This is a genomic window from Actinoplanes flavus, from assembly GCF_017592555.1.
GTDB classification, from domain to species: domain Bacteria; phylum Actinomycetota; class Actinomycetes; order Mycobacteriales; family Micromonosporaceae; genus Actinoplanes; species Actinoplanes flavus.
On record NZ_JAGFNS010000067.1, the window covers coordinates 1 to 7,056 of the forward strand.

Consider the following 7,056-nt stretch of genomic DNA (forward strand, 5'->3'; position numbering starts at 1 on the left):
GCGGCCGGCGACTGTCACGATCGGTGTGGTGCCTCGCCGGGCCCAGGTTCGGGCCCGGGCTGGTCTCAGCGAGATGCCGGACTCGTCGGCGAAACAGATCCACGCGCCCAGCCTGCACGCGACCCTTTTACCGCGGGCCACTGGTACCGCTTGAAGTGTTCGATGGCCTGCTCGTCGCGTTCGGCGGCCCGGCTGATCGGCTGCTGCGGGGTGTAGCCGGCCCGGCGCAGTGTCTCCCAGACGGTGGCGATGCTGACGGTGAGGTGGAACATCCGGCCGATCAGTGTGCGGACCCGGGCCAGGGTCCAGCGCTGGTCCTCGTCCCATCCGGCTGCGGCCGGGCCCTGTTCCAGCTTGGCGATCAGTTTCTGCACCTGGTCTTCGGACAGCACCGGGTCCGGTCCGGGCGCCCCTTTGGAAGCCAGAGCCTGTTCACCGCCGGCCTTCCAGGCTCGCCGCCACGCGTAGGCGGACTTCGTGGAGTTCTCCAGTTCGGTGGCTACCTGTGGTGCACTCACTCCGGCGGCGAACATGCGTGCTGCTTGCCGTCGTACCTGTTCCCGGCGGGCGCGTTGCTGCGGGCCGACCCCGCCACCGTCCCCGTATCGCATGCCACAAACAGACGCCACAGCCAGACCGATAGAAATCACTCCAAACGGCGATGTGGACACGAGGATGACCTCAACTTCAGAAGCTCAGTAAGCGGGGCGCGAGCCGGCAGGGACCACGGTCGGCCAGAAAGGGGACGAGGATTCGTGCGGCAGCGGCACATGCTGCGCGACCCGCCGCGCGGCTCCTGGCTCGCGGCCTCAGCCCGCAGTTCACCCTACAGGCGCGTCGTGATTGGACCCGGCCACACCGTCTTCGAACCGAAGCTGATGATCAGGCAGTCGACCGCGGACCGCTGCGAATGACGGCTGGGAACGGCCACGGTCGGTGCTGAAGGGAATCGTTCCGGACGGCACGCCGCTGATCTGCACGAGTTCCTGTGCCCGCACCACCGTCATGGGTGTGCCGGCCTGTCCACGCAGATGAACGTCGCTGTTGCCGACCGCCGGACGCCGCCGACCACCGCGGCCCCATCCGGCCAAGGCCCCCTCGTTGCCGGCGTTTCAGGTTACGCTGCGTGTCAGGCGACCGTTGATACAGTGACGTCCGTGAATGCGGATGCGTCCTCCTTGGATGATGTCAACGACACGGAGACCCTGATCGCCCGGCTCCAGGACCTGCGCGCCCGGTCCGGGCTCAGCTACCGCCAGATGGAACAGCGGGCCGCCGCCCGCGGCGACGTGCTGCCGCGCAGCACGGTCGCCGACCTGCTGCGCCGGCAGACCCTGCCGCGGCCGGACATGCTGAGGGCCTTCGTCCGGGCTTGCGACGACGATCACCGGCTCGACCAGTGGCTGGCGGCCCGGGACCGGCTCGTCGCGGCACCGGCCGACGCGTCGCCGCCGGCCGTGCCCGAGCCGGCGGTCGCGGGACGGGCGCACCGTCTCCGCCTGCCCCACGTGCGGCCGGAGTATCGTGCCGCGATAGCACTGGCGCTGGTCGCGGCGGCTGTCTTCGCCGGCGCCGGGAAATACCTCGCAGGCCCGGCCGGCGAGGTGGTGCGGCCGACCGGGCCCGGCGTGCTGGCCGAGAGCCCCGCACCGGTGCCAGACGGCTGGACCAGGATCCGGCCGCTGCGCAATCCTGACCTGTGCCTGACCGAGGGCCGCGACCGCAGCGGACGGTACGCCGGGGCGGTAGCCGCTCAGCGTCCCTGTGACGAGGCTCTGCCGCCGCGCACCTACGTGCGGGCCGTAGCCGGCGGCATGCACCAGGTCGAGTGGCACCACCCCAGCAAGGGGGTCGGCTGTCTCACCCTGATCCAGGACGGCCTGATGGAACCCTGGGACGACTGCCACGTGGACACCGCCGTGCAGGGGTTCCGCCTGGAGCCGTCCGGCGCCGCCGCGTCAGCCTTCCGGCTGCGCCTGACCGGTGACCGGTGCCTCGGCATCCGCGGCGAGGAGACGGCCGGTGGCGCGGAAGTCGTCGCGCAGGCCTGCGCGCCTGGCGCCCACCAGATCTTCCTGATCGGCGCGGAATGACAGCAGACACCATGTGACCTGCCCGGACACCGGCCCGACGGCGTCCCGGACAGTCCCGGACGGCCTTCGTGGTTGCCCCTTCTCCCGGCGACTGAAAAGCATGGTCGCAGCGAGGCGGACCATCGCCTCCGGACCGAAGGGTGTCTTCATGTACCGCATGTTGGAGAGGGCCGGCAGTCGCCTCCTCGGGATGTTCGTGGCCGAGGTCGACGCCTCGGCCGCGGTCTGCTACGTCCGCAACTACCGCGCCTGCTGGCAGTGCGCGGGCCGGCCGTGCGAGGCCTGCTGCGACTCCCAGGGCCAGAACTGCCAGTACATCATCTGCAAGTAAGCGGGTGGATCACTGACGGTGGGGTGGCTGTCACGGCCACCCCACCGCCTGCGAAAGGACACCGGTGCCCTATCTGATGATCGTGGTCCGCTGCCTGATCGGCACGGTCTTTCTGTCGTCTCTCGCCGGCAAACTGGCCGGCCGCGGCGCCTTCGCCGCCTTCGCGCAGTCGGTCCGTCAGTGGCGGATCCTGCCACCACCCCTGGTCCGGCCCACGGCGGCGGTGGTAGTGGCCGCCGAGGCGGTGGTGTGCCTGCTGGTCACCGCCGGCCCGCCGCCCGCCGGCGACGGCGGGCTGATCCTGGCGGCGCTGTTGCTGACCGTCTTCGCCGCCGCCATCGGCGAGACCCTGCGCCGGGGCGCCGGCGCGGCCTGCCGCTGCTTCGGCCCGTCGGCCGTTCCGCTGAGCCGGTGGCACGTGGCCCGCAACCTCGTGCTCGTTGCGGCCGCTCTGTTCGGTGCGGCCGCCGCTCCCGAGGGCGGGGCCCGGCCCGGCGGCGCGGCGCTGGCCGCCGTGACCGGGCTGCTCCTGGCCGTGGTCGTCGTCAAGCTCGACGACCTTCTCGCGCTGTTCCGGCCCACGGTCACGCCGCCCGGCCGGACCCCTGTCAACCCACCTCGTTGAGGCTCTGCCTCGGTTAGGACGGATCAGATGTCACTACTGGCCGCCGCACTCGCGGTCGTCGCCGCGGTGACCGCACTCAACCTTCTGCTCACCGTCGGCCTGGTCAAGCGGCTACGTGAACACACCGTGCTCTTGTCGGACCTCGGCGGCACGGCGCCGGTCATCGCGGTCGGCGCGGAGGTCGGCGACTTCACCGCGACCGCCGTGTCCGGCATTTCGATCAGCCGTGCCGACCTCACCGACGAGACGCTAGTCGGCATCTTCTCGGTCACCTGCCGCCCGTGCCGCGCGACGGTCGGCGACTTCGCGGCGTACGCCCGGACCATGCCTGGTGGCCGGGGCCGGGTGCTGGCCGTCGTCGTCGGTGACCCCGCGGACGCCGCGTCGTTCGTGTCCGCCCTGTCACCGGTCGCGCATGTGGTCGTCGAGGACAGTGGCGGCCCGGTCGGCGCCGCCTTCCAGGCCCAGGCGTTTCCCACGATGCTCCGGGTCGCCCCGGACGCGGCCGGCCGGGTGGTGGTCGCCGCGAACCGCGTCCAGGTGGGCCGCCCGGCGGCGCTGGCCGCATGACCGTGCTCGGGCCGCCCTCCGGCGACGTGCCGGCCAGCGGCACGGCCGCCTGGCGGCGGGTGTTGAGCGCATGTGCTCTCGGGATCCGGGCCGCGCCGCTGCCGTTGAGCCTGTACCTGGTGCTGACGCTGGCCGGCGCCGCGCTGCCGGTGCTGGCCGCCTGGCTCACCAAGCTGCTGCTCGACGGCCTGGCCGCCGGCACGGGCTCCGGGCCGGCGCTGCGGGCCGGAGCCGGCCTGGCGGCGGTGGGCCTGCTCGCGGGGCTGCTTCCCCCGGTCACCGGCTACCTGCGCGGCGAACTCGACCGGGCGGTGGGCCTGCTGGCACAGGACCGGTTGTTCACCTCGGTGGCCGGCTTCGCGGGGCTGGCGAGATTCGAGGATCCGGTGTTCCTGGACCGGCTCCGTCTGGCCGAGCAGGCCGGCCGGCTCACTCCCAACCAGACCATCGAAGGGCTGGTGGGGGCGTTGCGGGCGGTGGTGACGGTGGCCGGCTTCCTCGGTTCCCTGTTCACGCTCAGCCCCACGATGACACTGCTGGTGCTGGCGTGTGCGGTGCCGAGCCTGCTGGCCGAGACGGTGCTGGCCCGGCGCCGGGCGCGGGTCTACTGGGAGATAGGGCCAGCCGAGCGGCGGGAGATCTTCTACAGCACGCTGCTGTCCACGGTGGCCGCCGCCAAGGAGGTGCGACTGTTCGCGATCGGTGATTTCCTGCGCGGCCGGATGCTGGCCGACCGGCGCACCGCCGACGCGGCTCGCCGCCGCATGGACCGCGGCGAAGCGGTGGTGCAGGCCGGTCTGATGGTGCTCGCCGCCCTGGTGACCGCCGGAGGGCTGATCTGGGCGGTGAGCGCGGCGGCCGGCGGCGTGCTCACCCTCGGCGACGTCACGATCTTCGTGGCGGCGGTGGCCGGGGTGCAGGGCTCGCTCACGTCGCTGACCGGCGAGGTGGCCCGCACCCATCACGCGCTGCTGATGTTCGACCATTATCTCGCCGTCACCGGGGCCGGTCCGGACCTGCCGGCCCCGGCCGAACCGCGCTCGATGCCGGCCTTGCGGCATGGCATCGAGCTGCACGACGTCTGGTTCCGCTATTCCGGCGGTCACCCCTGGGTGCTGCGCGGGGTCACCCTGCATATCCCGTGCGGTGGGTCGCTGGCCCTGGTCGGGCTCAACGGTGCCGGGAAGTCCACCCTGGTGAAGCTGCTGTGCCGGTTCTACGACCCGACCCGAGGTTCGATCCGGTGGGACGGTGTGGACATTCGCGACGTCGACGTGGCCGAGTTGCGGCGGCGGATCGGCGCGGTGTTCCAGGACTACATGTGTTACGACATGAGCGCCGCGGAGAACATCGGCGTCGGCGATCTCAGCGCCCTGGACGATCCGCCGCGGTTGCGGGCGGCTGCTCGGCTGGCCGGCATCGACGAGCGGATTTCCGCGCTGCCGCACGGATACCGGACCCTGCTGTCACGGGACTTCGCCGACGAGCCGGACGGCGACGGCTCGGCCGCCGGTGTGCTGCTCTCCGGCGGGCAGTGGCAGCGTCTCGCGCTGGCCCGGGCCTTCCTTCGGGACCGGCGTGACCTGCTGATCCTCGACGAGCCGTCGGCCGGCTTGGACGCCGCGGCGGAACACGAGATCCACCGGGCGCTGCGGCGGCACCGGCAGGGGCGGACCAGCGTGCTGATCTCGCACCGGCTCAATACCGTACGCGGCGCCGACCACATCGTCGTCCTGGCCGACGGGGTGATCGCCGAGCAGGGCCGCCACGACGAGCTGATGGCCGCCGGGGGGCGGTATGCCACCCTGTTCTCCCTGCAGGCGGACGGCTATCTCACCGACAGCCCGCCGGCGCTTCCGGCGGACCGATGAAGCGGACCTGGACGGCCCGGCTGGCCACCGCCCTCAGCCATCGGTGGGTGGTCGTCACCGTCCGCGGACCCAGCATGCAGCCGGCCTATCGCGACGGTGACCGGGTGCTGGTGCGGCGCGGCCGGCTGCCGGCGGCCGGTGCGGTGGTGGTGGTGGTGGAGCAGCCGACGGATGCCGGGCCGGCAGCGCCGGGCGCCACCGGCTGGCACACCGAACCGGTGGCGCCCGCCGCCGGAGTCGCCGCGGTGCGGGACCGGCGCGGGATGATCAAGCGGGTGGCGGCCGGCCCGGGCGACCCGGTGCCGGCCGAGCCGGGTTCGGTGTTGCACGGCTCGGCCGGTGACCGGGTCCCGCCGGGCCGGGTGGTCCTGGTCGGCGACAACCGCGGCGTCAGCCTCGACTCCCGCCGCCTGGGCTACTTCCCGGTGGAGCGGATCCTGGGCTCGGTGGTGGGCCCCCGGCCTCCCTCGCAGACCGGACGGACCGGCAACGGCGCACCGGGTCCGCGCCACGAGGGGACGGTGACGGGGTGATCCCGCACCGCCCTTCGTGGCCCGGCGCTCGCCGTACCTCCGCTGCGCCATGGCGTCTCCGGAACCAGGAAGGCACGGGCGATCTCGGGTCCGGTCAGACCCCCGACCATGCGCAGCGTCGACGCCACTCGGGTCTTTAGCGCGAGCGCGGGATGACGGCAGGTGAAATCAGCCGGAGTCGCTCGTCGTCGATGGCGGCGAGCGGCTCGGGCGGACTGTGCCGTACACCGTCTGAGCCTTCTCCTGCTCGCCGCCACGCTTGTCCTCACGCCGAATGCGATCGATGGCTTTCCGTTCGCGGTCGTCGTCAGCCAGGCGCCGGGGCGGGGCGCCGTCGGCGGCCACCGCTCTGCGGCGGCGGCGAACGCCTCCGCCCGCCTCCTCGGCGATGTCCAGATCACCGAAACGAGGATCAGTCCGCCGCAGTCAGCGGCGCCCGGCTGGCCGAGATCCGTCAGCAAACTGGGCAACCGCTCCGGACGGTTCGTCGGCCGGGACGGCGGGATCGTCCGGAACTGAGCAGCCGGTACGCACGCACCCCCGCCCCGGAGGTCCGGTGACGGGGGTACGGTGCTGCGCGGAGGCTCAGTCGGCGGTCGGGTTCCAGTTGTCGGCGCCGGCCAGGTACCTGCGGGCGGTGTAGGTGCCCGCGTCGGCGTCGGTCAGCATCGGGCGGGTCGCAGCGTTGACCACGGCCGCTCCCGGCCCGCTGTTCTGGTACTCGAAGAACCGCCCGGCCGTCCATGGGGTGGCGGCGTCCCAGTTGTTCCACGGCTGGGCGGTGTTGACGCCCGCTCCCAGCACCGAGTCGCGGACCACGACCTGTGCCTGCCCGGTGGTGCTGTACGGCCGGCCCAGGTAGACCGAGTTCGCGGCGCCGTCGGTGTACCAGTGGCCCGCGGTAAGAAGGGTCGCGTGCAGGCTGGGCGCGTGGATCTGTTTCGCCGACGAGTCCGGCATCTCGCTGAGACCAGCCCGGGCCCGAACCTGGGCCCGGCGAGGCACCACACCGATCGTGACAGTCGCCGGCCGC

Annotated in this window: 8 protein-coding genes and 1 pseudogene; 6 read left to right on the forward strand and 3 right to left on the reverse strand. The window is 72.5% G+C overall.

The features are described from left to right. Positions 1–65: 65 nt before the first annotated feature. Positions 66–611 (reverse strand): winged helix-turn-helix domain-containing protein, encoded by a 546-nt coding sequence (locus tag J5X75_RS43520; RefSeq protein ID WP_238491023.1) that lies wholly within the window; start codon positions 609–611, stop codon positions 66–68. Positions 612–1,157: 546 nt separating this feature from the next. On the opposite strand from J5X75_RS43520, the gene J5X75_RS43525 reads away from it, so the two are divergent. The 6 genes from J5X75_RS43525 to J5X75_RS43550 all read left to right on the forward strand — a co-directional run bounded on the left by J5X75_RS43525 (position 1,158) and on the right by J5X75_RS43550 (position 6,023). After that, positions 1,158–2,093: a helix-turn-helix domain-containing protein gene (locus J5X75_RS43525; protein ID WP_208473601.1), complete on the forward strand. Its 936-nt coding sequence runs from the start codon at positions 1,158–1,160 to the stop codon at positions 2,091–2,093. Between the two features lie 148 nt (positions 2,094–2,241). After that, entirely contained in the window at positions 2,242–2,424 is a 183-nt protein-coding gene (locus J5X75_RS43530; RefSeq protein ID WP_208473602.1) for a hypothetical protein, read from the forward strand. Positions 2,425–2,488: 64 nt separating this feature from the next. Next, positions 2,489–3,049: a MauE/DoxX family redox-associated membrane protein gene (locus J5X75_RS43535; protein WP_208473603.1), complete on the forward strand. Its 561-nt coding sequence runs from the start codon at positions 2,489–2,491 to the stop codon at positions 3,047–3,049. A 27-nt stretch (positions 3,050–3,076) separates the two neighbouring features. Then, positions 3,077–3,619: a TlpA disulfide reductase family protein gene (locus tag J5X75_RS43540; protein ID WP_208473604.1), complete on the forward strand. Its 543-nt coding sequence runs from the start codon at positions 3,077–3,079 to the stop codon at positions 3,617–3,619. Beyond that, positions 3,616–5,490, forward strand: coding sequence for an ABC transporter ATP-binding protein (locus tag J5X75_RS43545; protein ID WP_208473605.1), 1,875 nt, complete (start codon positions 3,616–3,618; stop codon positions 5,488–5,490). The genes J5X75_RS43540 and J5X75_RS43545 overlap by 4 nt, the downstream gene beginning before the upstream one ends. Further along, positions 5,487–6,023, forward strand: a complete 537-nt coding sequence (locus J5X75_RS43550; RefSeq protein WP_208473606.1) for a S26 family signal peptidase — start codon at positions 5,487–5,489, stop codon at positions 6,021–6,023. The genes J5X75_RS43545 and J5X75_RS43550 overlap by 4 nt, the downstream gene beginning before the upstream one ends. 56 nt (positions 6,024–6,079) lie before the next feature. On the opposite strand, the pseudogene J5X75_RS45245 reads toward J5X75_RS43550, so the two are convergent. Together J5X75_RS45245 and J5X75_RS43555 are read right to left on the reverse strand one after the other, a co-directional pair. Further along, a pseudogene (locus J5X75_RS45245) lies at positions 6,080–6,431 on the reverse strand (sigma factor); the annotation flags it as partial. A 177-nt stretch (positions 6,432–6,608) separates the two neighbouring features. Continuing rightward, positions 6,609–7,056: pectinesterase family protein (locus tag J5X75_RS43555; protein ID WP_372451042.1), on the reverse strand; the 448-nt coding region annotated here is incomplete at its 5' end.

Coding starts and splice junctions, on each gene's coding strand:
- J5X75_RS43520 (WP_238491023.1), bottom strand. CDS start 611: ATGCGATACGGGGACGGTGGCGGGGTCGGCCCGCAGCAACGCGCCCGC.
- J5X75_RS43530 (WP_208473602.1), top strand. CDS start 2,242: ATGTACCGCATGTTGGAGAGGGCCGGCAGTCGCCTCCTCGGGATGTTC.
- J5X75_RS43540 (WP_208473604.1), top strand. CDS start 3,077: ATGTCACTACTGGCCGCCGCACTCGCGGTCGTCGCCGCGGTGACCGCA.
- J5X75_RS43545 (WP_208473605.1), top strand. CDS start 3,616: ATGACCGTGCTCGGGCCGCCCTCCGGCGACGTGCCGGCCAGCGGCACG.
- J5X75_RS43550 (WP_208473606.1), top strand. CDS start 5,487: ATGAAGCGGACCTGGACGGCCCGGCTGGCCACCGCCCTCAGCCATCGG.